Annotated in this window: 17 protein-coding genes, 1 tRNA gene, 1 rRNA gene and 1 riboswitch; of the genes, 10 read left to right on the plus strand and 9 right to left on the minus strand. The window is 45.4% G+C overall.

Annotated features, from left to right (window positions below):
* Positions 1-109 (minus strand): 16S ribosomal RNA (locus MLE17_RS05265); the annotation flags it as partial.
* Positions 110-1245: 1136 nt separating this feature from the next.
* Between MLE17_RS05265 and rpe the strand changes: the two genes are divergently transcribed.
* Together rpe and MLE17_RS05275 are read left to right on the plus strand one after the other, a co-directional pair.
* Positions 1246-1908: a ribulose-phosphate 3-epimerase gene (gene rpe, locus MLE17_RS05270; RefSeq protein WP_243347713.1), complete on the plus strand. Its 663-nt coding sequence runs from the start codon at positions 1246-1248 to the stop codon at positions 1906-1908.
* A gap of 12 nt (positions 1909-1920) precedes the next feature.
* Entirely contained in the window at positions 1921-3897 is a 1977-nt protein-coding gene (locus MLE17_RS05275) for a ComEC/Rec2 family competence protein (RefSeq protein WP_243347714.1), read from the plus strand.
* Here the strand turns inward: MLE17_RS05275 and MLE17_RS05280 are convergent.
* The 5 genes from MLE17_RS05280 to ung form a co-directional block, all read right to left on the minus strand.
* Entirely contained in the window at positions 3894-4730 is an 837-nt protein-coding gene (locus MLE17_RS05280; RefSeq protein ID WP_243347715.1) for a T9SS type A sorting domain-containing protein, read from the minus strand. The genes MLE17_RS05275 and MLE17_RS05280 overlap by 4 nt on opposite strands.
* Positions 4731-4789: 59 nt before the next feature.
* Positions 4790-5431: a thiamine diphosphokinase gene (locus MLE17_RS05285; RefSeq protein ID WP_243347716.1), complete on the minus strand. Its 642-nt coding sequence runs from the start codon at positions 5429-5431 to the stop codon at positions 4790-4792.
* Positions 5424-6038, minus strand: a complete 615-nt coding sequence (pnuC, locus tag MLE17_RS05290; protein ID WP_243347717.1) for a nicotinamide riboside transporter PnuC — start codon at positions 6036-6038, stop codon at positions 5424-5426. The genes MLE17_RS05285 and pnuC overlap by 8 nt, the downstream gene beginning before the upstream one ends.
* Positions 6038-8281 carry a TonB-dependent receptor gene (locus MLE17_RS05295; RefSeq protein ID WP_243347718.1) on the minus strand — a complete coding sequence of 748 codons (2244 nt, stop codon included), beginning with the start codon at positions 8279-8281 and terminating at the stop codon, positions 6038-6040. Before MLE17_RS05295 ends, pnuC begins: the two co-directional genes overlap by 1 nt.
* Before the next feature lie 104 nt (positions 8282-8385).
* Positions 8386-8483: riboswitch (TPP riboswitch) on the minus strand.
* 57 nt (positions 8484-8540) lie between these two features.
* The gene (gene ung / locus MLE17_RS05300; RefSeq protein ID WP_243347719.1) at positions 8541-9203 is read right to left on the minus strand and encodes a uracil-DNA glycosylase; all 663 of its coding nucleotides are present in this window, start codon (positions 9201-9203) and stop codon (positions 8541-8543) included.
* 162 nt (positions 9204-9365) lie between these two features.
* Here ung and MLE17_RS05305 point away from each other — a divergent pair.
* From MLE17_RS05305 to MLE17_RS05335, 7 genes are all read left to right on the plus strand, one after another.
* Positions 9366-9439, plus strand: a tRNA-Arg gene (locus MLE17_RS05305).
* A gap of 118 nt (positions 9440-9557) precedes the next feature.
* Positions 9558-10586: a tRNA 2-selenouridine(34) synthase MnmH gene (gene mnmH / locus MLE17_RS05310; RefSeq protein ID WP_243347720.1), complete on the plus strand. Its 1029-nt coding sequence runs from the start codon at positions 9558-9560 to the stop codon at positions 10584-10586.
* A gap of 2 nt (positions 10587-10588) precedes the next feature.
* Positions 10589-11188, plus strand: coding sequence for a sulfurtransferase-like selenium metabolism protein YedF (gene yedF, locus MLE17_RS05315; RefSeq protein WP_243347721.1), 600 nt, complete (start codon positions 10589-10591; stop codon positions 11186-11188).
* Positions 11189-11262: 74 nt separating this feature from the next.
* On the plus strand, positions 11263-12396 hold the full coding sequence (locus tag MLE17_RS05320; protein ID WP_262920291.1) for an aminotransferase class V-fold PLP-dependent enzyme: 1134 nt from the start codon (positions 11263-11265) through the stop codon (positions 12394-12396).
* Positions 12380-12610: a DUF3343 domain-containing protein gene (locus tag MLE17_RS05325; RefSeq protein ID WP_243347723.1), complete on the plus strand. Its 231-nt coding sequence runs from the start codon at positions 12380-12382 to the stop codon at positions 12608-12610. Before MLE17_RS05320 ends, MLE17_RS05325 begins: the two co-directional genes overlap by 17 nt.
* Entirely contained in the window at positions 12591-13634 is a 1044-nt protein-coding gene (gene selD / locus MLE17_RS05330) for a selenide, water dikinase SelD (RefSeq protein WP_243347724.1), read from the plus strand. The genes MLE17_RS05325 and selD overlap by 20 nt, the downstream gene beginning before the upstream one ends.
* Positions 13635-13671: 37 nt before the next feature.
* The gene (locus tag MLE17_RS05335; protein ID WP_243347725.1) at positions 13672-13905 is read left to right on the plus strand and encodes a hypothetical protein; all 234 of its coding nucleotides are present in this window, start codon (positions 13672-13674) and stop codon (positions 13903-13905) included.
* A 410-nt stretch (positions 13906-14315) separates the two neighbouring features.
* On the opposite strand, the gene MLE17_RS05340 is transcribed toward MLE17_RS05335, so the two are convergent.
* Positions 14316-15053: a DNA-binding domain-containing protein gene (locus tag MLE17_RS05340; protein ID WP_243347726.1), complete on the minus strand. Its 738-nt coding sequence runs from the start codon at positions 15051-15053 to the stop codon at positions 14316-14318.
* Positions 15054-15227: 174 nt separating this feature from the next.
* Here MLE17_RS05340 and MLE17_RS05345 point away from each other — a divergent pair, with 174 nt between their 5' ends.
* The gene (locus tag MLE17_RS05345) at positions 15228-15944 is read left to right on the plus strand and encodes a DUF5131 family protein (protein ID WP_243348125.1); all 717 of its coding nucleotides are present in this window, start codon (positions 15228-15230) and stop codon (positions 15942-15944) included.
* Positions 15945-15993: 49 nt separating this feature from the next.
* Here the strand turns inward: MLE17_RS05345 and MLE17_RS05350 are convergent, their stop codons facing one another.
* Both MLE17_RS05350 and MLE17_RS05355 read right to left on the minus strand, forming a co-directional pair.
* Positions 15994-16629, minus strand: a complete 636-nt coding sequence (locus tag MLE17_RS05350) for a flavodoxin family protein (protein ID WP_243347727.1) — start codon at positions 16627-16629, stop codon at positions 15994-15996.
* A gap of 83 nt (positions 16630-16712) precedes the next feature.
* Entirely contained in the window at positions 16713-17228 is a 516-nt protein-coding gene (locus MLE17_RS05355) for a tetratricopeptide repeat protein (protein ID WP_243347728.1), read from the minus strand.
* Positions 17229-17312 lie beyond the last annotated feature (84 nt).

The raw sequence follows: 17312 nt of genomic DNA on the forward strand, positions 1-17312 counted from the left end.
GCGTTACTCACCCGTGCGCCGGTCGCCACCCGAAGTGCTGCCCCTCGACTTGCATGTGTTAGGCCTATCGCTAGCGTTCATCCTGAGCCAGGATCAAACTCTTCGTTGTATTATTTGTTTTTTGTGAATCGTTTTAAGGCGATTCGTTTTAATACCTTCAAGCTAATCCCTACTCCAACTATTGCTAATTGACGGTTTAATTTTTCCCTTGCTTTATTCTTTACCATCACTGGTCTTTATTGAACAAAGCAGTTTTTGTACTACTTGTCTATCTATAATTTCTTCAATGAACTCTTTTCATTTTGCTCCACCAAAAGTTTTAGCGAAACGGCTGCAAAGATAACGCTTTTCTTTTTTATCTTCCAAATCTTTTCAGATTTTTATTTTCAAAAGTTTCAAGCTTACTCCGTTGGGCCGCTGCCCTTCCTGTTTAGCGAGTGCAAAAGTAGTCGGTTCATCTATTCGCTCCAAATTATACGACGCCTTTTTTCTGTTAAAGAACATAACCTACTGAGCGTAAGTGGGCCTTCTGGTGAGTTTTTTTTGTGGGCGCTTGTTGCAATGGTGGATCTCCGGGAAAAACAGTGCGAAAATTGGGTTAGGAGGCAGTGCGATTTTGTGGTTATTTCGGGGATATTAATGGGGGACTCGTTATAAAATGGTCTTTCCACGAGAAAATGTCTTCCAGAGTATGATACGTTAGGGGAAAGTAGCAGATAAAATAACATCTGATTTGCGAAAAAGCCAGGTAGGCTTACGCACCTATAGATTTGCTGGGACTCCACGTGTAAGATATATGTTTAAAGGCGGCTACTCTACGGGTTTTATCCGGAACATATTATATCTTCCTCCGTTGTTGTTTCTCCCCATATTATCTATTATAGTATAGATATAGTATACCTTTAAAGATATGCTATATCTATGCTTTACCTCAATTATAACAATACTTTTATGCTACTAAAATAGAGAAGATACAGGCCGGATGAATAGAAGAAGGGAACTTGCTATGAATTATAAGAAGAATAAAGGATAGTAATATATGTTAGTAACCTCCGCGCGAGGGATAGCAGCGGAAAGCCCGCAGTGAGTGCGCGAGCGAGGACTTGAAGCGAATAGCCCGACCCGAGGATACGAGGGGTGCGCCCAAAGGAACGAGAATATTGGATGATGTTTATGTGGATTTTCTTAATTTTGCAGTCAATTAATCAGAAATAGCGTTTCAGGCTATTATATATTGTATAGAAAATGACAGATGTAAAGAAAACGATGGTAGCTCCGTCGATTTTATCGGCAGATTTCGGGAATCTACAGCGGGATATTGAGATGTTAAACGCCAGTGAAGCCGATTGGGTACACCTTGATATCATGGATGGGGTATTTGTTCCGAATATTTCATTTGGATTTCCGGTGCTGGAATATGTGAATAAAATCAGTACGAAACCGTTGGACGCTCACCTGATGATTGTGGACCCGGCGAAGTTTATTCCGGAAGTACGTAATATCGGGGCTCACATGATGACGGTACATTACGAAGCCTGCACACATCTGGACAGAACAATCCATCAAATAAAGGAAGCGGGAATGAAGGCGGGAGTCAGCCTCAATCCTCACACGCCGGAATATTTGCTCGAAGATATTATCAATGATATAGACATGGTATTGATCATGTCGGTGAATCCGGGATACGGCAACCAGAAGTTTATCCCCTACTCGCTGGATAAAATCAGACGTCTGAAAGAGATGATTCTTCGTAAAAATGCCAATACGCTGATTCAGGTAGATGGAGGAGTGAATCTGGAGACTGGTCGTCAACTGGTCGATGCCGGAACGGATATCCTTGTAGCAGGAAGTTTCGTCTTTAATTCGGCAGACCCGATGAAGACGATTTCTGAATTAAAAGACCTCTAACTTTTTTAGAATATGAAATTGCCTACAATCCATCAGATACCATTTCTCAGGATGCTTCTGCCAATGATTGTGGGCATTCTTTTTTATCAGCTCTATCCTCATAGTTGGCCAACTTATCTTTTTGGAGCAATCTCTTTACTTTTTCTTCTTTTTCCGGTTATTCCTCTTCCTACCGTCCAATCTTTCCGATTCAGAGAAATATTTGGCATCGGCGTTTCTCTGGCTTTTCTAACTTTGGGATTTTACCTGTCAGAAAGAAGAGCTCAGGCTGTCTCCTTTGACTTCCCTCAGGGAAAAACATTTGGTGTTGCAGAAATCATATCACAACCCGAGGAAAAGGAACACAGTATTACCTGTTATATGAAAGTCTCGGACAGAAAAGATTCATCGGGCAATTTTCAGACTACCGACAAACAACTATCCGCCTATTTTCATAAAGACCCGCAAACCATGAAACTCCGACAAGGGGATAAAGTCCGGTTTTGTGCAGAGATAAAACCGCTGGTAAATACCAACCGACCGGGAGGATTTGATTATGCTGCGTACCTCAACCGTAAAGGCATTTGCGGAACGGCATATATTGATTCGGCTTATTGGAAGAAAATACCGGGTGAGCGCTCTTTCAATCTTTACTATTTGGCAAATGAATTGCGAAACAACATCATTGAAACATTCCGAACCTTTCATTTCAGAGAAAATGAATTTGCTCTATTGACGGCTACGACCATCGGCTATACCGATGAATTATCACCGGAACAAAAAGGTAACTTCAGTGCGGTCGGACTATCTCACCTGATGGCGGTAAGCGGAATGCAAACGGCAATGATTTTTGCCATGGTTATGTTTTTACTCGGCTTTATTCCAAAGAATACGAAATGGTTCAAGATTAAGTTTGTCATAACCCTGGTTATATTGTGGGTGTTTACGTTTGTAACAGGGTTATCGCCTTCTGTCGTCCGGGCGAGCCTTATGCTCTCTGTTTTTCTATTGGGGGGGTTGTTTGAACGCCCTGTTTCACCTTTCAATTCTCTGGCCTTTTCCGGATTTATTATTCTCCTTCTAAATCCAATGACATTGTTTGATATTGGATTCCAGCTAAGTTATGCTGCGGTTATTTCGATTCTGATAGCCCAGGCATTTTTGAGTGACAGTATAAATCAAAAGAAAAAAGTCCCCAGATATATTTACAATCTGCTATTGATGACTCTGGCGGCTCAACTGGGGACAACTCCTCTGAGCATCTTCTATTTTCATCAATTCCCGCTTCTTTTCCTGATTGTCAATCTTATAGTCTTACCACTTTCAGGCATGCAGGTGTATCTGTCGGTCGGATGTCTGGTGTTGGCGGCCTGGGGATGGCCATATAAATGGTTCGGAGTTATTTTGGAACAAATGCTTGGGGGACTGGACTTTATCACCCGTTATTTTGCTCAATTTACCTTTGCCCAAATCCGGGATTTGAATCCGTCATTCATGCAAATACTTTGTTATTATCTGATTATCATTCTGGCTGTATCATTTACCTATAAGAAGGATTTCAGGAAACTGCTCTTCGGAATGGTGACTATACTTGCCTTACAGGGAATTAGTTTGTTCCAGTACATTCAAAAGTCACATCGGCAAGAGATACTGGTTTACAATCAAATGGGCGAGACCACATTGGAGTGCACCTCCTCTGAAAAGCGGGAGATTTATGGAAAAAATAACCAATATGTTTGGTTTGAAGGAAAAAGAGTGATTCATCTGAGTGAAGACATCCGGCATACGCAAACAAGAATCCCTTTGAAAGGCGACATCATCATCCTGTCAAAGGGATTCAAAGGGAATATCACCGATTTACAGAAGCTCTACCGGTTTAAATCGCTGGTCTTGAGTGCAAATATGAGCCGATATTATGCCGATAGAATCGAATCGGACTGTACTGCTCAAAATATTTACTGTCACAATGTTGGTAAACAAGGTGCATTTATCTATCCTTTATCAAATTAGCGCTTGAAGACTTTTATAGGTTCAAGTGCAAACTCTTTGCTATCAAACAACCTCAACAGATACATTCCGCTGCTCAACCCTGACATTGAAATCGTATTTCCGGACAAACGACCGGATTGGATCACTCTTCCACTAACATCTACTAATGCATACTTCACGAATCTTCCCGCAAAGCCTGAAACAACAAGATATTCAGATGTCGGATTTGGGAAAATACCAATTTTTTCTTCGTTGATTTCTTCATTCGTCACAAGTCCTTTTCCTGACAAATAAAGGAAAACAATCCATTTGGCTACATCAGGGTTAAAAACACCGACAGAAGGTGGATACAAATAAATCGCCGCCTGATAAGGATGATTTGAAAATGCACGGGTAATCAACAGTGTGTCAATGGCATGCCAGGCAGGAATTGCTTTTTTGATAAAAGATGAATCAACGGTTACTTTTCCATCCATATCATACCAGGTGACATTGACAGGCATCGGAATGACACGTTGTGACAGACCTGGTGAAAGGTATGGAAAATCAGTTGTAAAATTCTTCGGATAATAAATTTGACCGGTTCCCATCCAGATGATGGTGGCGTAAAAGATTGTATCTGATGTAGGTTTTAACAGGAAAGTTATACTACCAAAATCGCCGGGAGAATGGAAGTCTGTAACAAACGGAAGTGTCGTGTTATCACAATCTTTACAGTTGTATTCCGACAAGTTTCCGCCTTCAAACACATAAGAGTTATAGTCAACCTTTAAGGTGGCCACAACGACGTGCTGGCTAAAAAGTTGCATAAATCCAGCCAGCAACAGAACGAAAAGAATAACACTTGTTCTCATAGCCTACTGATTTATATTTACTTTATAATAAAACAAATAGCTATGCGGATTGGTTGATATCAGCCTGTCACCTTATAGATTATTAATCTACCTGAACCATGAACCTCAATAGTAAATGAATCTCCCAATGATTCATTCAGGGTTCCCTCCCACCAGAAAGAAAAAGAGCGTTTTTCGACCGGATATTTCAATCCTTTAGTGGAAATAAGACAATCGGGAGTTAAGGCGAAAATAGAGACCTGTTGACCGGGAAAAGATTGCAGTTCAATCGTTTGATTGATGGCGATAAATGTGCCATAATCAGACACCATTTCAACCGAATCAAAGAGTTCTGCATATTGTGCCAACAAAGAGATATTGCCCAGCGTATGATCCTCGCGCAAACCGGTAGCACCAACAATCAACAGATTTTTTATTCCCTTGGAACGGGTAAATCGAACAGCCTTGGTCAGGTCATTGGTATCCTGCTCCGGAAAGCGGTATAAGCGGTCAGCAAACTGCACCTTGAATTTCTCTTCCAGACTATCGAGATCTCCCACGATATAATCCGGAGTAAAGCCATTGGCTAATGCCTTTCGCGTAGCACCATCGCAGCAAACTACCACTCCTGCGTCACGTATCAGCTCCAAAACAGATTCACTTTGCGGAAAAAGCCCATCAGCGATGATAACGGCTTCGTATTTCGTATTAAAATCACTCATTTACATTAGTCATAATAGGCTTGTAATCAGCCTTCCATTTGAGATAACCCACAACCGATAGAATACCATACACCAGGAAAAGAAACGCTGTAGGATATAAACCGCGATAAGTAAAAAGGCCGATAGAGAAAACATTCACCACAATCCAGACCAACCATTGCTCCAGGTATTTCTTGGCCAACAACCACGTGGCAATCAGGCTCAGCGCAGTTGGGAAGGCGTCACTGTAAGGAACCGGCGAATCAGTGTAATGATGCAACACACTGGCGATTCCAAGATATAAAACAGTCGATATCAATAAAAGAATAGCGCCAAGCCATAAACCAAGGTTCTGATAAGTAATCTCGTCTTTGCGGTCAATGGGCTCAGCCTCATTCCCGTTTTTCTTCCACAACCAAAAGCCATAGACACTCATCGTGACATAATAGATATTCAACACCATATCAGCGTAGAGCTTTGATTTGAAAAACACTATCACAAATACGAATGAAGAAAAAAATCCAATCACCCACATAGATGTACGCTGACGAATCTCCAGAAAAATATAGAGTAGTCCGGTAAGGACACCGAACCACTCTAACCAGTTATTTTGGATGTAATCTAACATTAAAACTTCAGGGTTACATTTGCCAAAACGTTGGTGCCAGCCTGAGGGAAGTAACCATCCATTGTCTTGCGAACATCATTTTCGTAATATGAATATACCCAGGCATTGCTTTCGTATTTGACATTGAAAATATTATTCACTAAAAGGCTGATACCTACCTCTTTTACAGATTTCTGATTAAGCACATAGCCAATACGCAAGTTATTTACGAAAAAAGCCTTCAGTGAACGGTCATTATTTCCTGTATTGTCTATGTATTGTTTTCCTACATAGTTTGACATCAGGCCCGCACTCCACTTTCGGTAATCAGCACTAAAGACACTTGCAGCGGTTACGTCCGGAGAGAAAGCAATCGGAGTATCCCCCAGATTAAACTGCCTTTGAGCAGGCCAGTTGGTCCAGTCATCCACATATTCGGTGAAATTCTTTATCCGGTTTTGGCTCAAAGTCGCATTTCCGTTCCATTTCAGCCAGTCGGTAATCTTCACTCCTGCCATCAATTCGATACCGGCACGATAACTCTCAGGAATATTGGTTGTTAAGGCTTCTCCTACCGCATTGATTTGGCCGTTCAAAATTAGCTGATTTTTGTAATCCATGAAATAGAGATTAGCCTCGGCAGTAAATGTTTTATTGGCAAAAGTATAACCAGCCTCATAATCAATCAATCGTTCCGAGGTGGGTTCAATGCTGTTGACCGCATCGGTAAAGTTATTGCGTGTCGGTTCGCGATGCGCCACAGATACAGAAATATAGGTCTGGTTATTCTTATTGATTTGGTAAAACAAGCCGGCTTTAGGATTAAAGAAATTAAACTGTTTGTGAATATCCAACGGTTGTAATTCCATGCCGTTGTACTTATCATTTGTACCCTTAATTGAATAATCAATGTGTCTATATTGCAGGTCAGCATAAGCATTCAACCCATTTGCCAGCTGATAACTGGCTTTGGCATATACATTGGCATCATATTTATCACCTTTGCTACGGTAAAATTCATTTCCGAAAGTAAAGTTTTCGTCAGGGTAATTCTTCACCCACATATTTTTACCAAAACTATATCCGATATATCGGTTAGCCCCTCCACCAAATGTTACATCGAGTTTATCTTTCTTATACATCAATGAAAAAATCATTCCTCCGAAATCATTATCCAGCCATTTTTGTTGAATACGGTCACGCATCGTCACGTTTTGTCCGTTGTATTGAAACGACTTCAGTCCATAATATTCCAGTGTTTTATACGAATCTGCTTCTGAAGCCGAATCTTTATACTCTTCATAATACCCTTTTCCTTTGATGTAAAACAAAGCAGCATTCAGGCTCAAATTTGGATTAATCATATGTGATAGAATCAGTTGGTAATGATTTTGGGTATAATTATCGGTTTGATTCTTATAATACAATGGGTTACCCGACGCATCTGTTCCCATATAACCGCTAGGATTGTAAGTTCGGTGAGTAGCCAGAGAATCTTTTGGCACGCCATTCCAGGCATGATAAGTGTGTTCAGTCCCCCCGAAGGTGATAAACTTCAGCACCGTATTTTTACTGAAGTAACCACCCTGACCAAAGTAAGATTGCATATTGCTCGTGGCCCGGTCAATATAACCATCGGAATGAATATTGGAAAAACGGCCTTCGAATGCCCAATGACCGTTAATCAGCCCGGTTCCCAATTTGAAAGTCTCCTTTGATGTGTTGAACGAACCGTAAGTTCCATTGAATTCGGCAAACGATTTCATTGGAATATTGTCCGTCTTCATATTGATACTGGCTCCGAAAGCTCCCGCACCGTTGGTAGAAGTACCTACACCCCGCTGTACCTGAACATCCTCAACGGTTGAAGCAAAATCGGGCATATCCACCCAATAAGTTCCGTGTGATTCGGGGTCATTGAAAGGAATACCGTTTGTAGTCACATTGATACGGGAGGCATCTGTTCCGCGGATACGTAATCCGGTATAACCCACTCCGGCACCGGCATCCGAAGTTATAACCATTGAAGGGGTAAGTGAAAGCAGGTAAGGTAGGTCCTGACCGAAATTGAGCTTCTTAATCTCTTCTTTCGAGACATTGGTAAAGGCAACCGGTGTCTTTCCCGAAGCACGGGTACCGGTCACTACCATCTCATCCAGACGGATATCGCGAGCAATGGAATCTTTAGGTTGAACATTTTTTCGCTGCGCTGATGCGCAAAATCCTCCACCAATCAGGAGTAAGGTAAAAATCAATTTTCTCATAAAACATTTGAGGTTTAGGCAAATAAATCCCATTCAATCTGACGAAAGAAAATATTTGCATGATTAACACGATCGGGGGAGTTCGAATGCGAAAGCAGAAAATGTGAAAAGATATGCTTTTTCCCTGCGGCAGCATTACCTGCATCAGGTTCAAAGGGTATATTCTCAGCCTGATTTGCACCAAGCACCCCCAAAAAATCGCTGCAAAGTTAGCGATTAATTCAAATAACGCCGTTTATCTGGAATTGTTCAAAACAACTCACCAATCAATCTCTCTCTTTCCTTGTTTTCTCAAATAGTCATTCGCCAGACTGAAATGGTGATTACCGAAAAATCCCCTGTGAGCAGATAGTGGAGACGGGTGCGGCGATTTTAAAACCAGATGCTTCTGAGGATTGATAAACGCACCTTTTTTCTGAGCATAAGCTCCCCACAGGATAAAAACCAAACCGTCCCGTTGCTCTGCTAACCGGTGAATCACCGCATCGGTAAAGGTTTCCCATCCTTTATTTTGGTGCGAACCGGCCTGATGAGCACGAACGGTCAACGTGGCATTGAGCAACAGGACTCCCTGACGGGCCCAACGACTCAAATCACCACTTGTAGGCATCGGCTTACCCAAGTCAGCATGAATCTCCTTGAAAATGTTTAATAACGAAGGGGGAAATGGCACACCATCCTGCACCGAAAAGCAAAGGCCATGCGCCTGACGGGGTTCATGATAAGGGTCTTGTCCTAAAATCACGACCTCAACATCATCAAACGGGCAATTATCGAAGGCATTAAAAATCTGCGATCCGGGAGGATAAACCGTCGTCGAAGCATATTCCTGACGGACAAAATTGGTTAGGTTAGTGAAGTATGGTTTCTCAAATTCATCCTTGAGATGTTCATTCCAGCTTGGCTCTATTTTTACTGACATAACGGCAAATTATCAATGATGGTTAAATGGGAATGCAAATATCAGAATTTCTGCTGAATAACCCATCCAATCCTTTACTGAAAGCCAATATCCACGGAGAATAGAGTTTAAGATATTTGTTAATTCGGGAAATATATTTACTTTTGCAGACCACAAAGGAATGGCCCCGTAGTTTAGTTGAATAGAACGTCAGATTCCGGTTCTGAAGGTCACAGGTTTGAGTCCTGTCGGGGTCACAAAACCACAATTGAAAATATCAATTGTGGTTTTTTATTTCTATCCCGATCTGTGGATTCTGACGGCTCCTCCTTTCCCATATTATTTCTACCTTTGAGCCTCCAATATTACATTGAAATGAAAGAGACTCTTTTTCCGGATGAATTTCTGGAGCAAAGCCGTGAAGGAGTGGTGATTGATGTCCGCACTCCGGCCGAATACACCGCCGGACATATCCCCGGCGCACTCAATATTCCGCTCTTCACCAACGAGGAACGTGCCATCGTGGGTACGCTCTATGTACAGGTGGGCAAAGACCCGGCTGTAGAAAAAGGGCTGGAACTGGTCGGCCCTAAACTGGCAGATTTTGTTCGACAAGCACGGGAATTATCGCAAGGCAAACCGCTCTTTCTCTACTGCTGGCGCGGAGGAATGCGTAGCGGAAGTATGGCCTGGCTCTTCCGCACAGCAGGCTTTAAAACCTTTCTGCTGAAAGGAGGCTACAAGGCGTACCGTCGTTCCTTCATTGATTTGCTGGCAAAACAGCCGTGGAAAATCGTTGTGTTGGGCGGACCTACCGGTTGCGGCAAGACTGAAATTCTCCATCGTTTGCAGGAAAAAGGGCAACAGGTGGTTGATCTGGAAGGACTAGCTCATCACAAAGGCTCTGCTTTCGGGGCGTTGGGCGAACCGGAGCAACCTACTACCGAACACTTTATGAACCTGCTACACGAACAGATGCGGAAGATGAATCCGGAACTCCCGGTATGGTGCGAAGGAGAAAGTCTGAGTATCGGACGGGTATTTATTCCGGCGGAATTTCATGCGATGATGCTTGCCGCCACGTTCATCAAACTTGATTTGCCAAATGAAGACCGGGTACAGCACATTCTCAAGGATTATGGCAACTTCTCCGCTGAAGAACTTATCGGTTCGTTCCTGAAGATTGAGAAACGGTTGGGCAACAAAGCCACCAAACAGGCCATCGAACATGTGCAAAACGGGGAACTGGCCGAAGCTGTCACCATTGCCCTGCATTATTACGACAAAGGCTATACCGCTTCTATGCAAAAGCATTGGCCTAATATCACCAGTTGCTTGTCTATCAATTCAGATACCGAAGCCAGCGCCAACAAACTCATTGAACTCATTCACTCATTAAAATAACTATGAAGACTATCGATACCCGCGGACACCTTTGTCCCGCTCCGCTGATTATGGCAAAAAAAGGCATCCAGGAAGCCGCATCCGGCGAAGCCATCGAAATCCTGACCGACAACGATACCGCCTGCCAGAATCTGCAAAACTACCTGACCGAACTGAAGCTCAATCCGCAAGTGCGCACAGAAGGCAATGTCCATATTTTCTCTCTGACCACTCCTGAAACTATTGCCTCGGCTCCATCCCCCGAATCCTACTGCGCAACTCCGGCAAATGATTACGTGGTGGCCATCAAGTCCGATGCGATGGGAATTGGCGATGATGATCTTGGCCATCTGCTGATGCGAGCCTTTATCAATTCGCTGAATGCCGCGGATAAATTACCGACTGCTATTTTACTGTACAATAGCGGCGTGAAGGTTGCCCTGAAAGATACCGACACCGCCTTGTCGTTACAAGAACTGGAAGATAAAGGTGTGGCCATAATCGCCTGCGGTACCTGCGTGGAATACTTCGGAGTTAAAGAATCCCTTGCTGTGGGCATGATCAGCAACATGTACACCATCACGAAATATTTGTCCGAAGCGGGGCACGTGGTGTATCCGTAAAGCTTTGTCAAGGCTGAAAGCCTTATATATCATCAGCCTGGGGCAACACCCCGGGTAACAAAAGCAAAGAAACAATGCACAACTCCTATTTCGACAACGCCGCCACCTCCTTTCCTAAGCCACCGCAAGTGGCCGAAGCCATCTCCCGTTACCTCAACGAGGAAGGCGGAACGTACGGTCGTGCCGCTTACGAACGGGTGCGCAATGCCACCATGCAAGTGGAGGATTGTCGCGATGCGCTGGCTCATCTGTTGGGAGTGAATGATGCCGAAAACATCGCCTTCACTGCCAATGCGACCACCGGCCTCAACGCTATTTTATTCGGTCTGGAATTGAAACTAGGTGCCCGCGTATGGGTGTCACCGTTGGAGCACAATGCGGTGATGCGTCCACTCCGGCATTTGCAGGAGACCAAAGGCCTTGAGATAAAAACCTTACCTGCCGGAAATGACGGGAGCATTGATATTGCCGCACTGGAAAGTCTTCCGGCCAACGATTGCGATCTGCTGGTCATCAACCACCTCAGCAACGTCAACGGGGTGATTCAGCCGATTCGGGAAATAGCGCAGATTGCCCACACGAAAGGTTGGTTCATCATACTCGATGCTTCTCAATCTTTGGGAGAAATTCCGGTAAATGCAGGAGACTGGGGAGTTGATTTTATTGCCTTTACCGGGCATAAGGGATTACTCGGACCAACGGGGACGGGTGGTTTTTATGCAAAGAATCCGTCATTACTACAACCCACAATATTCGGCGGAACAGGCAGCTTATCAGAATCCTACGACATGCCGGATGAATTGCCCGACCGTTTCCAACCGGGGACACCGAACGTGGCAGGAATTATCGGTCTGCTGGCTGCATTGGAGAACCGGCCAATGCCTCAACATACACACAATGACTTCTTCGAATGCCTCAACGCGATTGAAAAATTGCCCGGCGTTCGCCTATATAAAGCCAATAACCCGGAGCAGCAGGGCGAACTCTTTTCCCTGACGCACGAACGCCTTTCGACGGGTGACTTTGCGCAACTGCTCTATGACCGTCACGGCATTGAGACACGCTCCGGCCTGCATTGCGCACCGTTGGCTCACCGCACATTGGGAACCTTTCCGTCGGGCACGGTACGCTTTTCGCTCTCGCCGTACCACACGCCGGACGACCTTGCATATTTAATTAAAGCCATCGCTGATGTCACAACCCTGTAAAATAGCCACATTTCGCACCACCCGCTCGGTGATGAAAGCCGACAAAGCCTGCAAACAGGCTGGTCTTGCCGCGCGCGTGATTGCCGTGCCACCAACTATTTCTTCGGAATGCGGAATGTGCTTACGAATTGAAAATACTCAACTGGCCGAATTCATCGCACTGATGGAGTCGGTGGCCATTGAAACGAAAATATATGACTACACCTTCCTTTGACCTGTTAAGTACGACTCAATACGGTGGCTGTTCGGCCAAACTGGCGCCCTCTGCCCTCTCCGAACTGCTTGCCAACATCCCGTTGGTGAAGGATGCCAACATCCTCGTGGACATTGAGACGCACGACGATGCCGGGGTCTATAAGCTGAATGAAGAGACGGCGCTCATCGTCACTACCGACTTCTTTCCGCCCGTCTGCTCCGATGCATTTACCTTCGGGCAAATAGCGGCCACCAACGCCCTGAGCGATGTCTATGCGATGGGGGGAACGCCGTTGCTGGCATTGAATCTCACCATGTTTCCTTCGCAAAATATTCCGCTGGAAGTGTTGGGGCAAATCCTTGCCGGGGGACAGGAGAAAATCAACGAATCAGGCGCCCTCACGATGGGCGGCCATACCATCGACGACAATCCCCCGAAATACGGTCTGGCCGTGGTGGGCACGGTGCATCCCGACCGCCTGATTACCAACGCCGGACTGAAAGCGGGTCAGGTACTCATCCTGACCAAGCCGCTCGGCGTGGGCGTACTCATGGCTGCCCAACGCATGGGCATGGCTGATGAAGCGGCCTATACCGAAGCCCTCCTCCAGATGAAAACGCTCAACAAATCCGGTTGTACCTGCATGCAGCAGTTTGGCGTGAAGGGTGCAACTGACGTGACGGGCTTCGGTCTGCTCGGTCACGCGATGAAGATGGCGGAGGCCTCGGGCGTTACTATCCAGATTGCGCTGGATAAAATCCCGGCACTGCCTCAGGCCGTGTCGCTGCTCACCGACGGCTGCATCCCCGGAGCGGCCTTCCGCAATGCCGACTACGTGAAGGAACATACCTTCTACGCCCCCACCTGCTCCTACGAACGCAAGATGCTTGCCTGCGATGCACAGACATCCGGCGGCCTGCTGATGGGTGTGGATGCGGATAAGGCCGAGGCGATGCTGGAGGCGTTGAAGCAGTTCCATCCTCAGGCTGCGGTTATCGGTGAAGTGATTGCGAAAAGGGGGAAGTGGGTGTATTGTATATAGAATTTGAATCCATAATTATACAGATAAATAGAAAACTATGTCGTTTAAAGGTAATCTTATAGAGTTAGTTCAAAACCTTGAGAGTCAAAATGAAAAGGCTAAAGATATAGCTTTAAATAGAGTCATTGATATACTGAAAACAATTAATGATTTGACTGATTTAAAAAGGGAAAAAGGACTAATAATTAGAATCGTAATTGATAGCGTTAATGATATTACAATTGGAGAAACTATATTGACGTTCATACACAACTACACGTCAGGCAAATGAATTTATTTCTATAGAAACAGAATTACAATCACCACCCGGTATCAATCCATCCTTGATACCGGGTGGTGTTGTTTTATCCATCGTTCGTCGTAGAGACGCGCCACGTGGCGCGTCTCTACCCGTACCACACCCGTACCACGCCCGCACCGCATCGCCCCCACGTCAATTACAATAGACGCAAAATCAGGCGTTTCTACCCATACAGTTGTTACATCACCCGTTTCATCCATCATCGATTATTCCTGATTCCCATCTGAAAAGAAATCACACGATCGTGTGATTATCAGTCACACACTCGTATGATCCACAATCACATGGTCGTGTGATTCATTTCGCTACGCTAATCAGAGACCAATCGAGATGGGAATAAGCCGAATTGAGGTTTGGGAATAGGGAAAAGAAGCAGAAGGTCAGATCACCTTCAACACAAAAGGGAAGGTGTAGTAGCCGGGCGATGCGTTTAACCGGCCCGACATCGAGTATTGGGTGCAGATTGACAATTTATATTCCCCGGCGGGCAGAGACGCGGGCAAGATCAACGTCATGCGGGTCGGGTAATTGACCACGATGGATTTGAGGTCTATCGCAAATGTCTCATGGGTGACCTGATGAATGAGAGCTACCCCCACGTCGGGATGTTCGCCAGCGATCTTGAGACGACTTCCGGTGAGGTGGATGCCATTGCCCGGTGTGATGCGATCGTTGACTGTTCCTGTCACCACATCCGTCACGGTATTGACCCCAATGCCCGACGAAGCCACTCCCCGAACCTGCACATCCACGTTACGCACAACATCGCGCAGGTGGGCAGTCGGCGTCACCTGCACATTGAGACGATGCGCTTCATCGTCCCATTGTGCCCCCTTGCCGACAAATATACCATTCACCCCAAGCTGGAAATGCGCCAGTCCAAAGCGCACGGAGGCCCCGTTGGCTACCCGCTGCATGGCCGCTTCGGTGAGCAGTTCGAAGGCCGCTTTTAGTGTTACGGCACTGATATCAGTGCGATGCGCCACGATGTCAGCCACCAGGTCGTCTTCGGTAATCGAGGCGGTAGTAACTACTTTCCCGATGCGCTCCTCTTTGTGTTCGGTAAACGGGGTGTCGTGCAGCTCTACAATTACGCGGTTCTTGTCGGTCGTTTCCATAGCATTATCTTTTCTTTATGGTATTTGCAAATATAAGCATTGAAGAAGAAAGTAATAGAGTAGCTTTGCAAAATCAGGCAATTCGAATTACATTTGTTGGAGAAAGCATCGCCAAACCTGACAGGTTTCAAAAACCTGTCAGGTTTCGACCAAAAGAAACTTTTACCCACAATTATGTCCGGCTGGAATCCCTGGCACGGTTGCCGTAAAATCAGCCCCGGTTGCCAACATTGCTACGTGTACCGCATCGATGCGGCATTTGACAAAGACCCTTCGGTAGTAACACGGACGGCCAGTTTCGATTTGCCCCTGAAGAAAAAGCGCAACGGCGAATACAAACTACCGGCGGGTGAGACGGTATTCACCTGCTTCTCCTCCGATTTCTTTCTGGAAGAGGCGGATGAATGGCGCATCGAGGCATGGCGGATGATGCGGCAACGAAGCGACCTGCACTTTTTCATCATCACCAAGCGTATTCATCGTTTTACAGTCAGTCTTCCTGAGGATTGGGGAGATGGATATGAGAATGTCACCATCTGCTCCACCTGTGAGAATCAGGATAGGGCTAATTTTCGCCTGCCCATTTTCCTGAGCCTTCCCATCCGGCACAAAGCTATTATTTGCGAACCGCTATTGGAACAGATAGATATTTCTCCGTGGCTGGATTCCTCGATTGAGGAGGTCGTTATCGGCGGGGAGTCGGGCAAAGAGGCCCGCGTCTGCAATTACAATTGGGTGCTTGATCTTCGCCGGCAATGCGTAGAGAAAGGTGTGCCGTTTTATTTCCGGCAGACCGGTGCGAAGTTTGTCAAGGACGGACGATTGTATCATATCCCGCGAAAAGACCAGCACACTCAGGCTGTAAAGGCGGGAATTGACTTTCAACCATAAGAAAAAACCTAACAGGTTTGGGAAACCTGTTAGGTTTGAGCATATATCATCAGCGGATAAAGTTGGTCATCACTTTTGCCACTGGAGCAGGAGCCAGAACGGTTTCTTTGGTTTGCTCGCGCATCTTCAGCATCCACGCCATGTTGCGGCCCAACACCTCCATGATTTGAACGCCCTCTTCATCTTGCGCCATCTCGCCCGGACCTCTGCCATGCACGATCGTCCAGTAGTTGGAATTAGCATGAATCATCTCACAATAGGTCAGATAATGGTTTAGTTGGTCGAACGTAGACGAACCACCTGTGCGACGAAGGGCCACGACCGATGCCCCCACCTTCTGACGGAAAAGACCGCCATTCACTCCTGCCACCATAAAAGCCCGATCGAGAAAGCTTTTCATCGTACCGGCAATTCCCGCAAAATATACCGGAGAGGAGATGACGATGCCGTCAGCCACTTTCATCTGCTGTATTGCTTCATTGACCGTATCACCGGCCATACTGCATTTCTCGTCTTTCGTTTGTGCGCATTTGCCGCAAGCCATACAGCCTCTGATGTTCTTGTTACCAACATGGATAATTTCAAAGTCAATGCCCGCTTTTTTCAGTTCTTCGCCTACAATATTCAGGGCGTGGAAGGTGTTTCCCTCTTTGCGGGGACTACCGTTGATTGCTACTACTTTCATAACAGTCTATATTAGGTTAAAATGTGCCGGATACAAAAAAAGCCGATCATCTCGGCTTTTTCAGGGTTAAGTTATCTTTTCGATTAAACGCGTTTCATCATTTCTTCCACTTCGCGAATCTGGGCCTTCAGCATCTTCTGTTTGTCAAGCTTCTTCGCATCCTGAAGATAGTGCTGAGCCAGTTTCTTGTTGCGCTGGGCCAGGTAGATACCTGCCAGATTCAGTTTCGCCACCGCCTGGTCGCTGTCCATACGCAATCCTACCGAAAGTGCTTTTTTGAAGCTTTTTTCTGCTTTGGAAATGTTGTGCTGCTGGCTTTCGAGCATACCGTTCAAGAGGTAGTAGTATGCCTCCTGGCTCTTAATCAGGTATTCCGGATGCTTGATGCGTGATACGGCATTCATTGCCGAAGGAATATTATTCTTTTTAATAAAATAGAAAGCGAGGATGATATTTTCGTTTCTGAAGTGTGACAATGTTACAAATACAGAGACCAAAACGACTAAGATACCGATGAAGATAAAGCCTTTAAAAAATAAAAGCACAGCCCCGATCAGTATGAGTGATGCAATAATCAGACGAACGTATTTTCTTATCATAAATAAATGAGTTAATGAAATTTGAGTCGCAAATTTAGCAATAATTCTTTTGCGTAAAAGAAAGAAACCTCCAAGGTTTCAAAA

The sequence above is a fragment of the Parabacteroides sp. FAFU027 genome (genome assembly GCF_022808675.1).
In the GTDB taxonomy this organism is placed as follows: Bacteria; Bacteroidota; Bacteroidia; order Bacteroidales; family UBA7332; genus CAXXIC01.

Bases quoted from the DNA above. Each gene is read 5' to 3' on its own strand.
- MLE17_RS05340 (WP_243347726.1), bottom strand. From the start codon at position 15,053: ATGGAAACGACCGACAAGAACCGCGTAATTGTAGAGCTGCACGACACC.
- rpe (WP_243347713.1), top strand. From the start codon at position 1,246: ATGACAGATGTAAAGAAAACGATGGTAGCTCCGTCGATTTTATCGGCA.
- MLE17_RS05355 (WP_243347728.1), bottom strand. From the start codon at position 17,228: ATGATAAGAAAATACGTTCGTCTGATTATTGCATCACTCATACTGATC.
- pnuC (WP_243347717.1), bottom strand. From the start codon at position 6,038: ATGTTAGATTACATCCAAAATAACTGGTTAGAGTGGTTCGGTGTCCTT.
- MLE17_RS05335 (WP_243347725.1), top strand. From the start codon at position 13,672: ATGTCGTTTAAAGGTAATCTTATAGAGTTAGTTCAAAACCTTGAGAGT.
- yedF (WP_243347721.1), top strand. From the start codon at position 10,589: ATGAAGACTATCGATACCCGCGGACACCTTTGTCCCGCTCCGCTGATT.
- selD (WP_243347724.1), top strand. From the start codon at position 12,591: ATGACTACACCTTCCTTTGACCTGTTAAGTACGACTCAATACGGTGGC.
- mnmH (WP_243347720.1), top strand. From the start codon at position 9,558: ATGAAAGAGACTCTTTTTCCGGATGAATTTCTGGAGCAAAGCCGTGAA.
- MLE17_RS05325 (WP_243347723.1), top strand. From the start codon at position 12,380: ATGTCACAACCCTGTAAAATAGCCACATTTCGCACCACCCGCTCGGTG.
- MLE17_RS05350 (WP_243347727.1), bottom strand. From the start codon at position 16,629: ATGAAAGTAGTAGCAATCAACGGTAGTCCCCGCAAAGAGGGAAACACC.
- MLE17_RS05285 (WP_243347716.1), bottom strand. From the start codon at position 5,431: ATGAGTGATTTTAATACGAAATACGAAGCCGTTATCATCGCTGATGGG.
- MLE17_RS05275 (WP_243347714.1), top strand. From the start codon at position 1,921: ATGAAATTGCCTACAATCCATCAGATACCATTTCTCAGGATGCTTCTG.
- MLE17_RS05320 (WP_262920291.1), top strand. From the start codon at position 11,263: ATGCACAACTCCTATTTCGACAACGCCGCCACCTCCTTTCCTAAGCCA.
- MLE17_RS05345 (WP_243348125.1), top strand. From the start codon at position 15,228: ATGTCCGGCTGGAATCCCTGGCACGGTTGCCGTAAAATCAGCCCCGGT.
- MLE17_RS05295 (WP_243347718.1), bottom strand. From the start codon at position 8,281: ATGAGAAAATTGATTTTTACCTTACTCCTGATTGGTGGAGGATTTTGC.
- ung (WP_243347719.1), bottom strand. From the start codon at position 9,203: ATGTCAGTAAAAATAGAGCCAAGCTGGAATGAACATCTCAAGGATGAA.
- MLE17_RS05280 (WP_243347715.1), bottom strand. From the start codon at position 4,730: ATGAGAACAAGTGTTATTCTTTTCGTTCTGTTGCTGGCTGGATTTATG.